The organism is Sorangiineae bacterium MSr11367, from assembly GCA_037157805.1.
Taxonomy (GTDB): Bacteria; Myxococcota_A; Polyangia; order Polyangiales; family Polyangiaceae; genus Pendulispora; species Pendulispora rubella.
Genome location: CP089983.1, coordinates 10,574,248 through 10,591,435, shown reverse-complemented (window position 1 = coordinate 10,591,435; position 17,188 = coordinate 10,574,248). Strand labels below are relative to the sequence as shown.

The window sequence follows — 17,188 nt, the reverse complement described above, 5'->3', positions numbered from 1 at the left end:
GGCCGTCAGGCATCTCGCGAGCCCTGACAAGGGAACAGCTGCGTACGCAATGGAGGTCGTGCTGCGCGGGGCGAGAGATGGCAGTGAGTGCCGTGAGGCACTTCAGCGATTGTGCTGCTGCGACGTTGTTGTATGCAAAGCCGCAGTACAGACTTTGGCGGTAGAAGGGTTGGCGCGGCTACAAGAGATTCTCGAGAAGGCGGGGTGGACGTGGTCCACGGCTCTCGCGAAAGTTCTCTCGTCCCAGCCTGTTCCGCGCGAACTGTTCGAAAGCCTTGTCGCCGACCCGTCGTGTGATCGTCAAGTGGTCGGCGCGGCTCTTTGCACTCTTGCGTATGAACAGGATGCGGCCTACGTGAAATTTCTCACGCGCTCTGAGCATGCCTGGATTCGCGAGTACGGCAATCGGTTGGCCGCTCGGGCCGGGCGCGATCCACGTTAGTTGTCCAGAACGCGGCAGAGTGCCAACCAGATCTTCCCAAACGGAGACGACCATATGCCGGCATCGCGATGAATTGGATGCGAGTGTTCAAGAGGCAACAGCGCGATGCGACGAGGGCGGCACTCGAACGGATTGCACGGGACGGTTCGGATCTGAGCCGCCAGTTGAAAATGGACTTCTTCGTTGCTGTGCCCGATGAGATGAGCGGACGCATCATGGCAGTTCGCGTGGGTAAGCTCGGAGACAAACAAGCGTGGAGTGGGGCTCGGAAACGAAACCGCCGTTTCTTCTGGAACACGTGGCTCTTAGGAGGCGGCCACGGTATCGCCTGAGCGGGCTCGTCAAACTCGTTCGCAACCCGCTCGCGGGCCGGGGCATCCAACGCAAGATGCCCTCCGTTCAAGCTGGACCCAAGCCGAGTCGCCCGGAACCGGATCACGGTAGCGTGCGCTGTGACCCAGCGGCGACGCGGCCCGTACGCAAACCGCGCGCACAACCGAAGATCGAGAAGCAACCGGATCACGGCTACGACGAGTCGCACGGCTATGGGCCCGGACACGGCGGCCCCACCGGTCCCGGCGACGCGCCGGGCGACGCTCAGAAGTGATCGACCCCGGGGGCGCAAAGCACCTCGGGACCTTTTCCATAGTGATCGCGCACGAAGTCCGCGAGGCTCGCGGGATCGATGCAGCGTGCGCGGTACGTCCAACCCCATGCGGAAGCGGCAATGGGGAAGTCGAGCAGCGGATCGGGCGTGATGACGGTGCGCACGCGCTTCGTTTCGTTCGCGCAGATCGGATCGTTTGGCTGGCTGCTCACCGTGGAGCGAAATAGCTCGGTGATGGCGTTGCAATCGCCCGCGCCGGGGAGGTCGCACCGGTACAGGAACGCGACGGCGCCGTGCTCCAGATCGTGCACGTAGTTTCGCCGCGGCACTGGGTCGGTGAACTCCTGGAACGCGGCCCACTTTTGATCGTGCGGGCCGCTCGACGGTGGGTTCGAGTTGTAGGCAATCTCGACGCTCTTTTCGACGTGCGGCGAAGCAAGCAAGGGGTACTGGTCGATGACGATCTCGCACGCGGCATCGGGCACGACGTAGCGCGTGGTGCTGTCGACCAGTGCATCCGCGGGGACGCCCCCATCGCCCCCCGGCGTGTTCGGTGCGCTCTTGTCATCGTCGCCGCACGCGACGACGGCCAGCGGTGCGAACACCGCGGTGGAAGCTAGGACGACGAGCCCGCGAAGCCAACGAGAAGGGCGTCGCATGTCAGTCGGCCAGGGTGTAGTCGAACGCGTAGGTGCGCTGCCCATCGGCGAAGTCGATGCTCATGCTGCCGGCGATGCCCTTCAGGGCCTCGGTCCCCGTGTCGGGCACCACGGTGATGATCAGCGACGAGTTGCCGCGGTTCATCGACCCCGTGTGCTGCAGAACGAAACTGCCGCTCTTTCCGTGCAGACGCCCGCGCACCCGCTCGATGGCCACGTAGGCCATCGATTCGGGGACGGGAGCAATGGCGCTGAGCATCTCGACCACGCTGGTGCCTTCGAGGTCGCCCTCGAACTGCTTTTGGATCGTCGTACGACCGAGGATGACGCCGTCGTCCGTGTCGTACGGAGGCTGCGCATTTTTGGTGACGTGGAATTGACCGCGGGCGTGGTGACTCATCGCGCCCGTTCTACCATTCCTTGCGCCTACTTGCAGGCCGCCGGATCGTCGAGCTTGCAGACTTTGCCGATGCAGCGCGCCGGCGCTACGCATCCGGGGCCGTCCACGTCGTCTTCGCAGGGGCTGCCGTCGGCGGCGGGCGCCGCGCAGGTGCCTTGGCTGGTGGGGGCCGTGCACCTGCCGCCACCGGCGCAGCTGACGAAGTTCCCGCCGACGACGCCGCACGCTTGTCCTGGGGCCACGAATTGAACCTGGATGCACTTGTTGCTCAATCCGCACGCAAGGCCCTTGGCCGCGTAACATTCGCTCTCGAGCCCCACCGCGGTGCAGTCCTGGCCGGCTTCGGCGGGGGTGCCGCACGTTCCCGACTTGCACGCGGTCGTCGGGTTGCAGCGTTGGTCCGCGTTGCAGGTTTGGCTCGTCGCCTGAAACGCTCGGCATTTTCCATTGTTGCAGCCGAGGCCGAAGTCGCAGTCCTCGTTGATCCGGCAGGTATCACCCGCCGCACCCAGCTTGCTGCACACGCCGCATGACGATGAGACTTCCTTGCGGCAAAGCCGGTTCTGACATTGTTGATCCGAGCCGCATGCGGCACCGTCGGCCAGCTTGCCTGGCTTGGTGCGGCAGCTCTCGGGAATGTTGCGCGAGGTGACCTGATCGCAGCTGGCACCTTGGAGATCGCGCGCGCACGCCGCCAAGCCGGACGGGGTGAGGCTCGTGCCGTTGGCCGACAACGCCGGGAGCACGCCGAGTTTCTGGCGCGTCTTGCAGGTGGCCACGTCGCCGTACGCGACCTGAATCACCACCGGGGAGCACTTCTGCAGCGCATCGCAAATCGCGCTGGCGGCGTCGGTGGCAGCTTGGTCTGCGCTGACACCGTCGTTCGAATCGGAGGACGACGAGCATGCGGCCACCGCGAAGAGCGGCAGGACGAGGGTACACGCGAGTCCCAAGAGAGAAGAACGATGGTTCATGTGACGAGCCTATCCTTAAGCTGCAATACCGCGCGCGCGCAAAATCTCGCGCAGCGCATGCTGTACGTCGGGCGGGCTCGAAGAAATGGATGCACGCGCAAGCTCTACGAAACGGGCACCGCGCGTACGCTTGAGTCCTTCCAACGTGGCATGCCGATCGATCGGCGCGCCGTGCTCTAGGATGCCCAAAAGGAACTCCGCGGCTTCACGTGAATCGACATGCGCGAGCGCACGCAGCGCAGCCGCACGGATGGGCGGTTGTGATGACTCGCGCACGATGCGCGCGAGTGGGTCGAACGCATGCGGGAAATAGAGCGACTCCACCGCGCGCGCCGCGTGCTCCACCACAGCGGGATCCGGATCCGTGAGCCCCGCGCGCACGGTGACGAAGCTCCGCTTGAAGAACAGCGACTGCATGGCGGTCATCACCGCCACGCGGACCTGCCGCTCCGGCCTCGTGAACAACCGCTCGAGCGGTGACAGCACCGCGTACATCTGCAGCTGCGAAAGCTGCTCGCACAACCGCACGCGCGCATTCGTCGCGGCCGCGTCGCTCGGCCCCTCGCTCATGATGGCGCCGCTCGTGGGTACCGGCTCCACGGCGAACGCGGTCAGGCGCGTGAGCAGCGCTTTGCGCCGGATCAAATCGGGCAGGGCCGGGTTGAGCAAGAGGTCCGCGCACGCCTCCGCGGCGCTGCCTTGTTGCTCCCACTCGACGAGATCGAGGTGCCACACTTCAGTGACGTGGTTGTCCTGCCGCAGGTGCGAGGGGAGCTGCGCCGCATTGAGCATCTCGTCGCGCACGCCGGCATAGCGCCCCGCCGCGCGCGCGTAATGCGCCTTGCGCACAGGCTCGAGGTCCATGCGACTCAGCTCTTCGTAGAGCGCACCGACCCGCACGAATTGCCCGAGCTCACCCAGCGAAACGATGGCCGCGAGCAGCGCATTTTCGGCAATTTCCGGGGGTCCGCCGCGCTCGATCTGCTGCACGGCCACGTCGTGCCACAGCTCCGCCTGCACCGTCGTGTAGTACGTGCTCGCGGAGTGCAACGACAGCGCGCGCGCATACTCGGCGGCCTCGCGCGCGAGCGTGGCCGCGGCCGAGTACTCCTTGTGCTCCTTGGCGACGGAGAGCGCATCCTCGAAGTACTGCAGCGCGAAGTACTTCAGGTGATCCTCGCGCAGGATGCGGATGCAATTGACGTAGCCCTCGAGGATGTTCTCGAACATGCCACCTTCGCGCCCGATTTGAACGAGCACCTGGAAGCAATCGAAGGCCCGCTCGCGCTGCCCCACCGATTCGAAGTGGTCCGCCGCCTCTTCGAGCAAGCGCACCGCGGCCACGATGGCATCGCGCGCTTGCCCGGCGTCGTTGCACTGCTTCGCGCACCGCGCGAGGTTGAACTGCGCGAGCGCCGCATGGTACGCGTCTGCGTTGCGGATGCCTCGTTCAGGCGCCGCGCCGCCGGCCCCACGCGGGCCGCGGAGCACCTGCGAGAGACGCGACCAGAGCGCGCGCGCCTCCTGCCACTGCCCTGCCTTCTCGCGGTAGATCGCCGCCGCAGCCACGAGGCCCGCCTCTTCCATCTCACGCCCCGCGGCCGCCACGTCCCCGGTGGCGGCCATCGTGCGCGCGCGATCCACGGGCGGCACATCGTGCAGCAGGCGCAAATCGTAACCCAGCGAGGCCTCGACCCCGCGACCGCTGCGCTCCGATTGCGATCGCTCGGACTGCGACAGGTACCACTGCACCGTCAGCGCGCTGCGTGCATCGCCGCGCTTCGACATGGCGGCTTCGAGCGGGCGCAGGATGGAGAGGTACTCGTTCTCCGAAATCTGCGTCTGCTGCGCGATGGTGATCAGCGCCAGAATCGCGTCGTCATAATTTCCGCGGGAGGCCGCCTGACGCGCCCGTTCCCGGTAGTAATGGATCTCGTCCAGCATGGAACGAGGGAGAGACTACGTGGTGGGCGGTGCGCTCGCACGGGCCTTGGCGCGCTCGCGACGGCGCTTCGGCAACGTGAGCACCATCTCGATGAGCCCGATGCCCACGTAGAACGAGAGCAACCAGATGAGCACGAACGCCGGCTTGTAGCGCAGTGACACGACCAAGCTGGAGCCGACGGCAAAGGCCACCAGCGCCACGGAGCGCGCGTTGAGGCGCAGGTCCTTGAACGAGCGGAACTTGATGGTCGATACCATCAAGAACGTCAAAAACAGCGTGAGCGCCATGATGACCCACACGTACTTGGGCCCTGCCAGCGCACCTTCGACGGCGTGATTGGCCACCACCAGCGAGATCAACATGCCGGCCGCTCCCGGCACCACCAGGCCCACGATGTACTTGCCCGGCTTCGTCGGCTTGCCGCCTTCGCCCATGGTCAGCACGTTGAAACGCGCCAGGCGAACCGCACCACCCGCCACGAAGGCGAAGGCCACCACCAGCCCCAGCGTGCCCTTCTGATAGAGCGACCAGTTGTAGATGAGAATGCCAGGCGCAACCGCGAACGAAATGACGTCGGCCAGCGAATCGATCTGCAGACCGAAGGCGCTCTGCGTCTTGGTGAGCCGAGCAACGCGACCGTCGATCAGGTCGAAGAACAGCGCGAACACCAGAAGGATGGACGCACGGTAGAAGTCATCCCCATCCGCCCCGGCACGTGCGCTGATTCGAATCGAATCGAACCCGCAGAAAATGCTCGAAAGCGTGATCATGTTGGGGAGCAAGAAGAGGGTCTTCCTGAGATCGAGCTTTCGACGGGGCGCAACCATGGGTTTCTCGCTTCGAATCTGCCTGGTGAGAGGCCGTACGTAAAGTATCCACCTTCGATGTACGGATGTCTGCCCCCAAACGTCCCCTGAGTTTCGGATTTACGGAATCCTAATCGTAGCGCTCCGAGTGGACTTGTTCGCGCGTGGCGTTCAGCTCTTTGCGCAACAGATCGCGGACGGTGCTGACCATTCGCTTCAGGCCACAGATGTACGTGTGCGGTAGGCCGAGACCCAGGCCTGCGAGCTCGCTCCAGAGCTCCGGGATGTGTGTCTGCACGTAACCGCGACGTCCGCCCCACATCTCGCTCCCGCGCGAAAGCGTCGGCAGGAAGCGGATGTTCGCGTGCTCGCGGACCAGGGCTTCGAACTCGTCGCGGTAGAGAATGTCGTCTTCGTGCCGCACGCCGAACACGAGCCACATGGGCAACGTGTGCCCGGCGGTCTTCGCAGCGTGCATCATGCTTCGCAGCGGCGTGACCCCCGTTCCCGTGGCGACGAACAGCGAGGGCCCGGTCTTGTCGAGCGGCCGGGTGAAGAAGCCCTGCGGCCCCACCGCGCGGAGCAGCGAGCCGGGCGCGAGATCGTGGAGGTACGTCGAACCCGGACCGCCTTCCACGTGGGTGATGGCGAGCTGGAAGCTCGGCGTCGGCGACGGCGGCGATGCGATCGAATAGCTGCGACGGATTTCGCCATCGGGTCGTGGCAGGATCAGGCTGATCCACTGACCGGCCTCGAACGCGAAAGGAGCGCCATCGTGGCGCTCGAACGTGAGCTCTCGAACGGCAGGGGAGAGCTGGCGCTTTTCGGTCAGGCGAACTTCGAAGGTCGGCGGTAGCGGCACGGCGTTGGTTTACCTCGTCTCAAGTTTCTTTTTGGCTCAAGATTTTTTGGCGGGCTTCAAACTTTCCGCGCGGTACGCGTAAGAGGCCTTGACCCGCGAATGCGATCGCAGATTTCTCTCCATGCGCAAGAGTGCATCGAGCGTTTCCTCGGTGCCCATTCCCCGCTCGTGCGCGGCATCCAGCACGTGCCCGATGGGATCGGTGGCGTCGGCCGGGTGAAACAGCGCCCCGGGAAGCAGGGCTACTTCGAGCGGGCGATGGCACGCGACCACGCGCCCATCGAGCAAACTCGCGGCCGCGAGCGCCTCGTGCAGCCCCGGATCGGGATCGCCTACGACGAACTCGGCCCCGGACCAGAGGTCGACGAGCTTCCAGCCGCCCTCGCTGGGCCCCGCCCGAAAGAGCCCCCGGTGGGCCCGCTCCAAGGGCGCCACCCAGCTGCTCGCGCGTTCGAGGGCGGGTTGGGGCAACGCCAGGGCTGGCACAACCGTGCCGGCAAAGCCCGGTGTCGTTAGGGCATCGTCCCAAAACGCGCGGCTGCGCACCTCGAACCAGGCGTCATCCGGGCCGAACGGTCCGGTGCGATCTTCAAAAAGACGCCGCATTTCCTTGACCCGGCTTGCAAAGCGGGGGGAGCCGCTGCAAGTCACCAGGGCTTCGTACACGGCGAGAAAATCCATTGGGAAAAAGCGGTATAGTCGAAGGAATGCAAAATCGGGTCTTCTTCCCGCAAAGCGCACTCGACCAGTGGCTCATCGGGGGTGCGGTCGACCTGCGCGGTACGGAGCTCACCATCATGGGTGAAGCGCGTCGGTACCAGCTCGCGGAAGCGGTGCACGTGGTGCGGGAAGTCACCGGATCCGACGACGCGAACGATCTCGTGGGCCGGGTGAAGTCCAAGGTTTTCCTTCAGGAATTTGGCGCCGAGCTGCTCGAGAACTCGATGATCCTGGGGGACAACGCCTACGACGTGGAGCCGGGCTGGTTGGGCGCACCCATCGGTACATTCGACGAGCACGTCGCGTCCGGGGATCGTGCCGCGGCCCGGGCCAGCGGGCCCGATTTCGATGGCGATGAGCCCAAAACCGATGAAGACCTACTCGCCCGCTTTTTATTGCGGACCCTAAAATAGATCCCGGCTGAAACCTCGATGGCCTTCGCGTCCGACTTTTTCTTCGTCCTCACGGCGGCGAGCTACCTCGTGGCAACGGTGCTCTTCATCCGCTACCTCGCGGGCGCGCACGGCGGCCGTCTGGACGAGATGGTGACGTCGGCGCCGCAGTTCGTGCTGGTGGGGGCGCTGCTGCACGCGGGGCACATCCTGCTCTCGTCGCTGGTTCTCAACATGTGGCCCGTCGAAGAGATGCACTTCGGCATGAGCCTTCTGTCGATGCTCGCCTGCGCGGTGTACCTGGTCGCGCGCCGCCGTTACCGCATCGATGGCCTCGGGGCGTTGGTCGCGCCGTTGGCGCTAACGTTTTTGCTCGCATCGCGCATCGCCGCCATTGGAAGCCAGGAGCCCACGGCGCGGATCAAAAGCGCGATCTTGCCGCTGCACGTCACCGTGAACTTGCTCGGAGAAGCGCTGTTCACGCTGGCCTTTTGCGCAGCGGTTGCGTACCTGGTGCAGGAAAACCGGCTCAAGACGAAGCGGGTGGGCGGCCTCTTTCAGCGCCTGCCACCGCTCGATGCCCTCGACAAGGCCGAGCATGTGTTCCTCATGTCGGGCTTTCCGCTGCTGACCATCGGGATCCTCACCGGCACCGTGTGGGCTCGCCGCATGGAGGCCACGGGCTCGGCGGAGATGGCACGCGCCGCGTTCAGTTATCTCACCTGGATCTTGTTTGCCTCAGTGCTGGTACTTCGGGCGGTCGCCGGCTGGCGCGGTCGTCGGGCGGCGTACGGCACGATTGCGGGCTTTGGCTTCGCCGTTCTCGTGCTTCTTATCTATCTCCTCCGGGGACCGTTGCCGGTCCACGATTTGCAGGCTTTCGCGGGGATCTAAAGTCGTGACGTCGATTCTCGTTCTTGGTCTCTCGCATCGAACCGCACCCGTCGACGTGCGTGAGCGTTTTGCCGCCAACGGGGATGCCTTACCGCAGGTGCTGGCGCGCCTCTCGGCCCGTCCCGAGCTTCGGGAGACGTTGTTTCTCTCGACGTGCAATCGGGTCGAGGTCTTTTCCAACGCCGCGGGCGATCCTTCGACCGGGCGAAAGCGCGCCATTGCCGCCATTCGCGAAGTACTGGCGGAATACGCCGGGGTCACCCCGTCGGATCTCGCCCCCTACCTTTACGAGAAGCATGGCGAGGATGCGGTGCGCCACATCTTCCGCGTCACGGCCAGCCTCGACTCGATGGTTCTGGGAGAACCGCAGATCCTCGGTCAGGTCAAAGATGCCTACGACGCCGCCTTGGCGGCCGGCACACTCGGACACCTGCTCGGACGATGCGTGCACCGTGCCTTTACCGTGGCCAAGCGCGTGCGCAGTGAGACGGCGCTCGGGGCGGGGTTGGTCAGCATCAGCAGCGTGGCGGTGGATCTCGCGCGCCGGATCTTCGGCGATCTCGCGGGGCACACCGTGCTGCTCGTGGGCGCGGGGGAAATGGCGGAAGCCGCGGCCAAAAGCCTTGGAAAAGGCGGCAAAGGCATCCGCGTGGCGAACCGCACCTTGGCGAATGCGCAGGCCCTCGCGACATCGGTGGGCGGGACGGCGGCTCCGTGGAGCGCGCTCGAGGAAGAATTGGTCGGCGCGGACGTGGTGGTCACCAGCACGGGCGCGACGAACTACGTGATCACGGCGGACATGGTCAAACGCGTGCGCCGGGCACGCAAAGGCCGCACGTTGTTCTTCATCGACATCGCGGTCCCGCGCAACGTGGACCCGAACGTGCATGGCTTGGACAACGTGTACGTCTTCAACGTCGACGATCTTCAGGAACAAGTCGCCGAAGGCCTCAAGTCGCGCCAAAAAGAGGTGTCCCTGGCCGAGGGCATCGTCAACGGCGAGCTGTCGGATTACGTCACGTGGGCGCGCAGCCTCGATGTGCAACCGGCGGTGGTGGCGCTGCGGGCCAAGACGCGGGCCGTCCTCTTGGGCGAGCTCGAACGGACCTTGGCCGGGCGGCTGAAGCACCTGGGTGAGGGCGATCGCGCAGCGCTCGAGCAAATGATGGAGAGCGCGGTGAACAAGCTTCTCCACGCGCCCACGACGCGGCTCAAGGCCGGCGCCGTGAACGGTGCGGAGAGCGAAGAGCACGTGAAGACGCTCAAGCACCTTTTCGATCTTCCCGAGTTACCGCGGACCGCCGAAGAGACGCGGGCTCGTATGCCGCGCGAGCACGAGCCGCACCAAAGAGCGGATGACGACGAGCGCATCCCGCATTAGAAGAAGTTCTCCCGAATGCGCCTGGTTTACGCCACCCGAAAATCCGCCCTTGCCCTCGCACAGTGCCGCGCCGTCGTTGCGCAGCTGAAAGCGATCCACCCCAGCGTCGACTTCGTCGAGGAGCAAGTCGTCACCAGCGGGGACAAAATTCAGGATCGGCCGCTGTCCGAGATTGGAGGCAAGGGGCTCTTCGTTAAGGAAATCGAGGAGCGGCTCCTGGACGAACGGGCTGACTTTGCCGTGCACTCCATCAAAGACGTTCCCGGTCTGGTCCCGCCGGGGCTCGCCCTCGTGTGCGTTCCCCGTCGTGAGGATCCGCGCGATGTACTGGTCGCCCCGCGCCACGGCGTGCTCGCCGCGCTTCCGAGCGGCGCCACCGTAGGGACGAGCAGCCTGCGGCGCATGGTGGCCCTCAAAGCGGTGCGGCCGGATTTGAACGTCGTTCCCTTGCGCGGCAATGTCGACACGCGCCTGCGCAAGGTCGATGCGGGCGAGGTCGACGCCATCGTGCTCGCGCGGGCCGGCCTGGTGCGACTCCGCCTCGAGGCGCGTGCGACCGAGGTGCTCGAGCCCGACGTGTCCATTCCGGCGGTGGGGCAGGGGGCGCTCGGTCTGGAGAGCCGCGAGGAAGACGAAGCGACGCGGGCCTACCTTGCGCCATTGCACGACGCCGAGACGGGGATCTGCGTTGCCGTCGAGCGCGGTGTGATGATCGCCGTCGAGGGAGACTGCCGCACGCCCATCGCCGCATACGCCGTTCGCACGGAAAGCGGGCGCCTTCACGTGCGCGCCTTCATTGCTCGGCCCGATGGATCGTCGTGCCGGAAGACTGAACGGACGCTCCAGTGGCCGACCTCGGAGGCGGACGCAGCCTCCCTGGGGCAAGACATTGGTCACCATCTACTTGCCCAAATTTCGTAGCTGATTATCCTCGGGCCCGGTGAATCGCCTAAGCTTACTCGTCCGGGTCGCCCTCTCCGCGTGTGCGGCCGCGGCCATCTCCTTCATCGGCGCGCCGAGCGCGTGGGCCAAAGGCGCTGGGCCAGGCGATCCGCTGCAGCTCGACGTGCCGGGTCACGCGGACGCGTTTTATTACCAGCCGACCGTGCGCGGCCAGCAGCCGATTCTCATGTTCTTGCACGGGCGCGGCGGCAACCCCGCCGAAGACTGCCGCAAGTGGGCGCGCGTGGCGACGCAGTTCGGGTGGGTCGTCTGCCCGCAAGGCCCGGAAGATCGCGGCGGCGGTGCGCGCGGCTGGGGGAACAACCCGGTCTCCGGCAAGAGCACCATCGATTCGGTGGTGCAGGCATTGCGTGCAAAGTACAAGTCGCGCGTGCAGCTTCGTAACAACGTCCTCATCGGCTTCAGCGAGGGCTCGTTTATCGCGATGCAGGTCGGCATCAAGGACCCGCGCACGTGGGACCGCTGGCTCATTCTGGCCGCCAACGATCAATATTGGTGGGGCGAAGAGAACAAGCACCTGCTCGAGGAAGGCCGCAAGCGCATCCAGCGCGTCTACCTCTACACCGGCCAGAACGACGAAGTGGCCGAGAACACGAAGCGCGTCGAGAAGATGCTCCGCGATGCGAAGATCCCCGTACGCATGAACATCGTGAGCGGCCTCGGTCACGAGGTCCCCGCGGATCGCATGGTGACGAACTACCGCCGCCCGCTGCTCTGGCTCATGGCCGCTAAGAAGCCCTGAGAAGCACCGATGCTGGCCGGAGCGGAAATGCGCCAATGTCCTCGCTAGCCTCCGAGGAAGCGGCGCGGTTGCGTGTGGTGCCGGTTCGTCCGGTCATCACGGATCGTCCATTTGCATCGGTCGCCAGGGAAACGGCGGAGATCCATCAGGCCTTTTTCGACGACATCCGGCCCCTCGGGGCGCGCTTTCCGGCGGCGCATCTGCGCGAGGTCACCGTGGTGCGCGCGCCCGATCTGGATACGCGCGTCGATGCTTCGGGCCAGACGCGCGTGTGGTACGCGATCGAGTCGCTGCAGCAGACCGGGAGCTTCAAGGTTCGCGGTGCGTTGGTGGCCATAGATGCGTGCATCCAGCGCGCGGGCAGCAGCACGGGGCTGCACGTGGTGGCCGCGAGTGCGGGCAACCATGGTGCGGCCATGGCCTACGCGGCCTCGGTGCTCGGCGTGCGCGCGACCATTTTCGTCCCCAAGGGCGCACCCGCGGCGAAGTGCGAGCGCATTGCATCGTTCGGTGCGGATCTGCGGTTCGGGCCGACGCCGCACTACGACGACGCGGAGTCGGTGGCCATCGCGATGGCCGAGGCCGAGGGGCTCCCGTTCATTTCGCCGTACAACGACTTGAACGTCATCGCCGGCAACGGAGGCTCGCTCGGCTACGAGCTGGCGCGGGTGCTGGGTCACGTCCCCGAGCATGTACTTTTGCCCTTCGGGGGCGGCGGGCTCGCGACAGGTGTGGCGTGGGCGCTGGCCGATGCCGCAGGTGAGTCGCCGGGCCAGGTCCCTCGCGTGTGGGGCGTGCAGAGTGACGTGTCGCCCGCGATGGCCGATTCCCTCGAGCGGGGCGAGGCGATCGCGCGCTTCATTCCACAGGGACCCTCGTTGGCCGATGGGCTCTCGGGCGGCATCCCGGAGGATGCCTTCGCGCGCGCACGCTCCGCGATCGGCGGCGTCATGGTCGTGTCGGAGCAGGCCATCGCGCAGGCGATGCACTACATTTATCGCGACTTGGGATTGCTCGTGGAGGGCAGCTCGGCGGTGGCACTCGCGCCGTTGTTGCTGCCGTCACGCGAGCGTGTGGCCTCGGCCCTGGGCGTGCGCGGCGGCGATTTGGTCGTGCTCCTCACGGGTCGCAACGTGGATCGATCGACGTGGGAACGCGCCGTCGAGCCCTTCGTGGCAGTAACGAATCAATGAATGCACCGCCTCTCGTTCTAGGCATTGCCGGTGGCTCGGGCTCCGGCAAGAGCACCATTGCCCGCGCCATTCTGAAGGCGCTGCCGCCCGGCGCGGGGCTCCTCGTGGAGCAGGATCACTATTATCGCTCGCAGGCGCATCTGCCGTTCGAGGAGCGCGAGAGGGTCAATTACGATCACCCCGACGCGCTGGAAATGGATCTTCTCGCGCGGCATCTGGAAGCGCTGCGCGCGTGGACGCACATCGATCGACCGACGTACGATTTCTCCCGCCACGATCGCGCGCCCGAGTTGACGCGCGTCGAGCCGGTACCGGTCATCGTGGTCGAGGGCATCCTGGTGCTCGCCGACGAGCGACTGCGCACGCACTTCGACGTGAAGCTCTTCGTCGACACCGACGCGGACATCCGCCTGATGCGCCGCATCCGCCGCGATCTCGAGCACCGTGGCCGGACCTTCGCCCAAGTGCGAAAGCAGTATTACGAGACCGTGCGCCCCATGCACATGGCCTTCGTCGAGCCGTCCAAGCGCTTCGCCGACATCATCGTGCCCGAGGGCGGTGAGAACCGCGTCGCACTCGAGCTCCTCGTGAGCCACGTGCGGGCGCGTCTCGCGCGGGGGTGACTAGGGTTCGTCTTCGTCTTCGGGAAGGCTATCGATCTCCGCCCAGAGGGAATCCAAGTCGAGGGTGAGCTCGGGGCATCCCGGAATCGTGGACACCGTGCCATCCGCGGCGGTGAGCGCCAGCACGTAACGGCCGTCCGGGCCGAGCTCCAGGATCTCCAGGGTGCGTGCCTCCGGATCGATGAGCCAATAGTAGTGGATCCCGAATTGCGCATATTCCGTGGTCTTCTCGACCCGGTCCCGCCGCCGATCGCGAGCGGCCGGGGAAACGACTTCGATGGCGATGTCCGGCGGGACGCGTGTGGCGCCGTGGCGTCCGCCCGGTAGTCGACTGCCGGGAAGGTACGCCGCCACGTCCGGTTTTCGCCCTCGGTGCTCCGTAAGTCGGTATTTGGCCTCCGAGCCGAAAACTCGCCCGTTGCGCGGAACCAGCCAGTTGCGCAGCACCTGAATCAGCCAGCCGACGATCGTCTCGTGAATGAAGTCCGGCACTTCCTCTTCCTCCAGGTATCCATCGACCAACTCGCCGGGCTCGTCCTCCGGCAAGTCGGCCCACTCCTCGATGGTCATCGGCCGCTTCGGCGGAGCGTGGATGGTCACTGCAGGCTGTGCCATGGAGCCAAATATACCACGGGGGTCGACACCGCGGACCGGGTCGCACTACCGTGCCGGCATGCTCGGGAAACGATTCGCACTTCAAGGCGTGCTCGTGGCTGCGCTGGGGCTCGTCACGGGCACGGCGTCGGCCGATGGAATCAGTATTCCGCACGCCGTTCACAAGTTGAAAAATGGGATGACCGTCATCCTGAGCGAGGATCATTCGCTGCCACTCGTGGCCGTCAATGTCTCGTACAACGTTGGCTCGCGGTTCGAGGCGAACAAGCGCACGGGGTTTGCGCACCTGTTCGAGCACCTCATGTTCATGGGGACGAAGCGCGCGCCCACCGGTGCGTTCGACCAATGGATGGAGGCCACCGGCGGAAGCAACAACGCGTGGACGAGTGAAGATCGCACCGACTACTTCGATGTCGGCCCCAAGACGATACTGCCCCTCTTGCTCTGGCTCGAAGCCGACCGGCTGCGCGATCTGGGGCCGCTCATGACGAAGAAGAAGGTCGACGCGCAGCGCGAGGTCGTGCGCAACGAGCGGCGCCAGACCGGTGAGAATACGCCTTACGGCAAGGTCGAATTCCGGCTGCCCGAGTTGCTCTATCCCGAGGGGCATCCGTACCACCACCCGGTCATCGGCTCGCACGAGGATCTGGAGGCGGCCACCGTCGAGGACGTGAAGGAGTTCTTTGCCACTTGGTACGATCCGGCCAATGCGTCGTTGGTCGTCGCGGGTGACTTCGGCCAAGCGGAGACGTTGGACCGGATCAAGTCGTACTTCGAGTCGATCCCCTCGCGCGGCGCGCCCAAGGATCCGAAGGCGCCGGGATTTCCGGAAGGGGCCTCGACCCTCAAGTCGGTGGTCCGCGAGACTCTGGAAGACGAGGTCGAGCTGCCCAAGGTCATCATGGCGTGGCAGACGCCGAAGCACTTCGGGCCCGGCGACGGTGAGCTCGATTTGCTTGGCAACGTGCTCTCCGGTGGCAAGGCGAGCCGCTTGTACAAGGCGCTCGTGTACGAGCAGAAGATCGCGCAGAGCGTGGAGGCCGTGCAGCAATCGGGTACCCTCGGATCGCGGTTCGTGGTCGGCGTGTTGGCGCGGCCGGGCGTGCCGCTGGAACGGATCGAGAAGGCCATCGATGCCGAGCTTCAGCGCGTGCGCACCAAACCGGTTTCGGCGGAGGAGCTCACCCGGGTCAAAAACGTGGTGGAGACCGACTTCGTGGCGCGTCTCGAAGGTGTGCAGCAGCGGGCTTCGATCCTCAACATGTACCAGGCGGAGGTCGGGACGCCCGATTACGCGGAGCGCGATCTCGAGCGGTACCGCAAAGCGACCGCCGACGGCATTCGCGCGGTGGCCGAGCAATGGCTTCGCCCGGATGCGCGCGTGATCCTTCGTGTCGTGCCGAAAGGGAAAAAACCGTGACGTTCAAATACGCGAAACACGCGCTGCTTCTCGCCACCGTCCTCTCGACCGCCTGCGGCGGCGAGACTGCGGAAACGAAGCCGCCCGCGGTGGCACCCCCGAAGCCCGCGCCTGCGACACCGCCGGCCGCCGAAGCCGATCCACTGGGGCCGCGCCCCAATGTGGATGCGCCGCCGCCCTTCACGCCGCCCGCGCCGACGGTCTTCCGCACGGCCAACGGCATGACGGTGTGGCTCCTGGAGCGCCATGCCTTGCCGATGGTGGCCATCGATGTCGCGCTTCCCATCGGGTCGACCAGCGATCCGGCGGGTGAGGGCGGTCTCGCGTGGGCTACGGCGAGCATGCTCGACGAGGGTGCAGGTTCGCGCGGTGCGCTGGACCTCGCGCGCGCCATCGATCAATTGGGTGCCACGCTGGGCGCCACCGCGGGGACGGATCGAAGTGGGGTGTCGCTCTTCGTTCTCAAGCGAAACCTCGGGCCCGCGTTCGACCTTCTTGCCGACGTCGTCACGCGTCCGCGCTTCGATGCCACCGAGTGGAAGCGGGTGCACGAGCTCTGGACGAACGACCTCAAATCGCGCACGCGCGAGCCGCGGGCCGTAGCCTCGGTGGTCGCGTCGGCGGCGCTCTACGGTGCGGATCAACCGTACGGCCACCCCGTATCGGGGACCTTGGCCTCGGCGGCGAAGATCGATCTTGCGCGCGTGAAGCGCTTCTACCAGGCGAATTGGCGCCCCGATCAGGCGACCCTCGTCGCGGTGGGCGACGTCACGCGCGCCGAGCTGACGGCCGCCCTCGACAAGGCGTTCGCGGGGTGGAAGGCGCCGGCCGGACCCGCGGCGAAGGTGGCGCCGCTCGCGGAGCCGAAGGGCGCACGGGGGCGGCTCATCGTCGTGGACCGCGCCGATGCACCGCAGTCGCAGATCACGATCGTGCGTCCCGGGCCCACGGTGGCGGATCCCGATGCGGTCGTGGCGGGGCGGGCGAACATCGCCTTGGGCGGGTCGTTCACGTCGCGGTTGAACCTGGACTTGCGCGAGGAGCACGGCTGGACCTACGGCGCCGGCTCGCGGGTATCGACGATGCGGCAGGCGGGGACCATCGGGCTCTCGTCCGCGGTTCATACGGAGAACACCGGCGACGCCGTGAAGGCGATGCTCAACGACGCCGAGGTGTACGCCACGAAGGGCCTCACGCCCGCGGAAGTGGATTTGACGCGCATGATGGCCCGGGTGGACGTGGTGCAGGCGTACGAGCACGTCGCGAGCACCGCCACCTTGTTGGGCAACGATGCAGCGTTGGGGCTGCCCGCGACCTACGAGGCCGAGGCGGCGCTCCGGCGTGACAGTGCGACCAAGGCGGACCTCGACCGGGTGGCCCAGCGCTACTTTCATCCCAAAGACGCCATCGTGGTCATCGTTGGGCCTCAAGCGAAGGTGTTGTCGCAACTGGCCCAGGTCGAAGGACTGCCGAAGCCCGAGTTTTTCGACGCCGAAGGAAACCCGCGCGCGGCAAAGTAACGCGCGTCAGATCTTTCGCGGCGGGCCGAG

The 17,188-nt window shown here is 65.9% G+C and carries 17 protein-coding genes; 9 read left to right on the top strand and 8 right to left on the bottom strand.

What is annotated here, in order from left to right; genetic code table 11:
- Positions 1-1,039: 1,039 nt before the first annotated feature.
- From LVJ94_40900 to LVJ94_40870, 7 genes are all read right to left on the bottom strand, one after another.
- Positions 1,040-1,708, bottom strand: coding sequence for a DUF3105 domain-containing protein (locus tag LVJ94_40900; GenBank protein WXB03251.1), 669 nt, complete (start codon positions 1,706-1,708; stop codon positions 1,040-1,042).
- A 1-nt stretch (position 1,709) separates the two neighbouring features.
- Complete coding sequence (locus LVJ94_40895; protein WXB03250.1) at positions 1,710-2,108, bottom strand: DUF3224 domain-containing protein; 399 nt, start codon at positions 2,106-2,108, stop codon at positions 1,710-1,712.
- A 26-nt stretch (positions 2,109-2,134) separates the two neighbouring features.
- The gene (locus LVJ94_40890; GenBank protein ID WXB03249.1) at positions 2,135-3,082 is read right to left on the bottom strand and encodes a hypothetical protein; all 948 of its coding nucleotides are present in this window, start codon (positions 3,080-3,082) and stop codon (positions 2,135-2,137) included.
- A 15-nt stretch (positions 3,083-3,097) separates the two neighbouring features.
- Entirely contained in the window at positions 3,098-5,026 is a 1,929-nt protein-coding gene (locus LVJ94_40885; GenBank protein WXB03248.1) for a HEAT repeat domain-containing protein, read from the bottom strand.
- Positions 5,027-5,041: 15 nt separating this feature from the next.
- A complete protein-coding gene (locus LVJ94_40880; protein ID WXB03247.1) occupies positions 5,042-5,854 on the bottom strand; it encodes a phosphatidylcholine/phosphatidylserine synthase in 813 nt (270 codons plus the stop codon).
- Positions 5,855-5,963: 109 nt separating this feature from the next.
- Entirely contained in the window at positions 5,964-6,695 is a 732-nt protein-coding gene (locus tag LVJ94_40875; protein WXB03246.1) for an FAD-dependent oxidoreductase, read from the bottom strand.
- Between the two features lie 36 nt (positions 6,696-6,731).
- Positions 6,732-7,376, bottom strand: a complete 645-nt coding sequence (locus LVJ94_40870) for a hypothetical protein (GenBank protein ID WXB03245.1) — start codon at positions 7,374-7,376, stop codon at positions 6,732-6,734.
- Between the two features lie 26 nt (positions 7,377-7,402).
- Here LVJ94_40870 and LVJ94_40865 point away from each other — a divergent pair, with 26 nt between their 5' ends.
- The 7 genes from LVJ94_40865 to udk are packed head-to-tail and all read left to right on the top strand — an operon-like array spanning position 7,403 to position 13,603.
- Positions 7,403-7,828 carry a hypothetical protein gene (locus LVJ94_40865; protein WXB03244.1) on the top strand — a complete coding sequence of 142 codons (426 nt, stop codon included), beginning with the start codon at positions 7,403-7,405 and terminating at the stop codon, positions 7,826-7,828.
- Positions 7,829-7,846: 18 nt separating this feature from the next.
- Positions 7,847-8,701, top strand: a complete 855-nt coding sequence (gene ccsA / locus LVJ94_40860; GenBank protein ID WXB03243.1) for a cytochrome c biogenesis protein CcsA — start codon at positions 7,847-7,849, stop codon at positions 8,699-8,701.
- A 4-nt stretch (positions 8,702-8,705) separates the two neighbouring features.
- Positions 8,706-10,082, top strand: coding sequence for a glutamyl-tRNA reductase (hemA, locus tag LVJ94_40855; GenBank protein ID WXB03242.1), 1,377 nt, complete (start codon positions 8,706-8,708; stop codon positions 10,080-10,082).
- A 15-nt stretch (positions 10,083-10,097) separates the two neighbouring features.
- A complete protein-coding gene (gene hemC / locus LVJ94_40850; protein WXB03241.1) occupies positions 10,098-11,003 on the top strand; it encodes a hydroxymethylbilane synthase in 906 nt (301 codons plus the stop codon).
- Between the two features lie 19 nt (positions 11,004-11,022).
- The gene (locus LVJ94_40845; GenBank protein WXB03240.1) at positions 11,023-11,787 is read left to right on the top strand and encodes a hypothetical protein; all 765 of its coding nucleotides are present in this window, start codon (positions 11,023-11,025) and stop codon (positions 11,785-11,787) included.
- A 35-nt stretch (positions 11,788-11,822) separates the two neighbouring features.
- A complete protein-coding gene (locus LVJ94_40840) occupies positions 11,823-12,980 on the top strand; it encodes a pyridoxal-phosphate dependent enzyme (protein WXB03239.1) in 1,158 nt (385 codons plus the stop codon).
- On the top strand, positions 12,977-13,603 hold the full coding sequence (udk, locus tag LVJ94_40835; protein WXB03238.1) for a uridine kinase: 627 nt from the start codon (positions 12,977-12,979) through the stop codon (positions 13,601-13,603). Before LVJ94_40840 ends, udk begins: the two co-directional genes overlap by 4 nt.
- Here the strand turns inward: udk and LVJ94_40830 are convergent, their stop codons facing one another.
- The gene (locus LVJ94_40830) at positions 13,604-14,218 is read right to left on the bottom strand and encodes a Uma2 family endonuclease (protein WXB03237.1); all 615 of its coding nucleotides are present in this window, start codon (positions 14,216-14,218) and stop codon (positions 13,604-13,606) included.
- A gap of 58 nt (positions 14,219-14,276) precedes the next feature.
- Between LVJ94_40830 and LVJ94_40825 the strand changes: the two genes are divergently transcribed.
- Both LVJ94_40825 and LVJ94_40820 read left to right on the top strand, forming a co-directional pair.
- Positions 14,277-15,638 (top strand): insulinase family protein, encoded by a 1,362-nt coding sequence (locus tag LVJ94_40825; GenBank protein WXB03236.1) that lies wholly within the window; start codon positions 14,277-14,279, stop codon positions 15,636-15,638.
- A complete protein-coding gene (locus LVJ94_40820; protein ID WXB03235.1) occupies positions 15,635-17,158 on the top strand; it encodes an insulinase family protein in 1,524 nt (507 codons plus the stop codon). The genes LVJ94_40825 and LVJ94_40820 overlap by 4 nt, the downstream gene beginning before the upstream one ends.
- Positions 17,159-17,188: the final 30 nt, after the last annotated feature.